This window comes from Aromatoleum evansii (genome assembly GCF_012910805.1).
Taxonomy (GTDB): domain Bacteria; phylum Pseudomonadota; class Gammaproteobacteria; order Burkholderiales; family Rhodocyclaceae; genus Aromatoleum; species Aromatoleum evansii.
In genome coordinates this window covers 1-386 of the sequence record NZ_WTVK01000311.1, presented here as the reverse complement: position 1 = coordinate 386, position 386 = coordinate 1, and the positions used below count along the sequence as shown (strand labels likewise).

Genomic DNA, 386 nt, shown 5'->3' with positions numbered 1-386 from the left:
CGGTGATGCTTGTGCCGGTGTGCGCAGACATCGCCAGCGCTCAGGCGCAAACCAGTCCTCCGCAAAACGATGTCAGCGTGCTTCCGCCGGTGACGGTGGAGCAACCCGGCGCTGCAAGAAAGCGCAGTGCCGCCGCTTCGACGCAGAACACCAGGGCTTCGCGCGCGGCCGCTGTGAATCGACGCGGCATTGCCGCGGCGCCTGCGCCGAGCCAGGCTTCGCGCTCGCAAGCTGCCGCCGGCGCGATCGGTACGACGACCGGTTACGTCGCAACCGGCAGCACGGCCGGCACCAAGACCAGCACGGCGCTGATCGAGACGCCTCAGTCGCTCTCGGTCGTCACGCAAAAGGAGCTCAGGGATCGCAACGTTCAGACGCTCAAGGAC

At 67.4% G+C, this 386-nt stretch carries 1 protein-coding gene; it reads left to right on the top strand.

Features of this window, described 5'->3' with window-relative positions:
* On the top strand, positions 1 to 386 hold a 386-nt coding region (locus tag GO615_RS28470), incomplete at both ends, for a hypothetical protein (protein WP_211167456.1).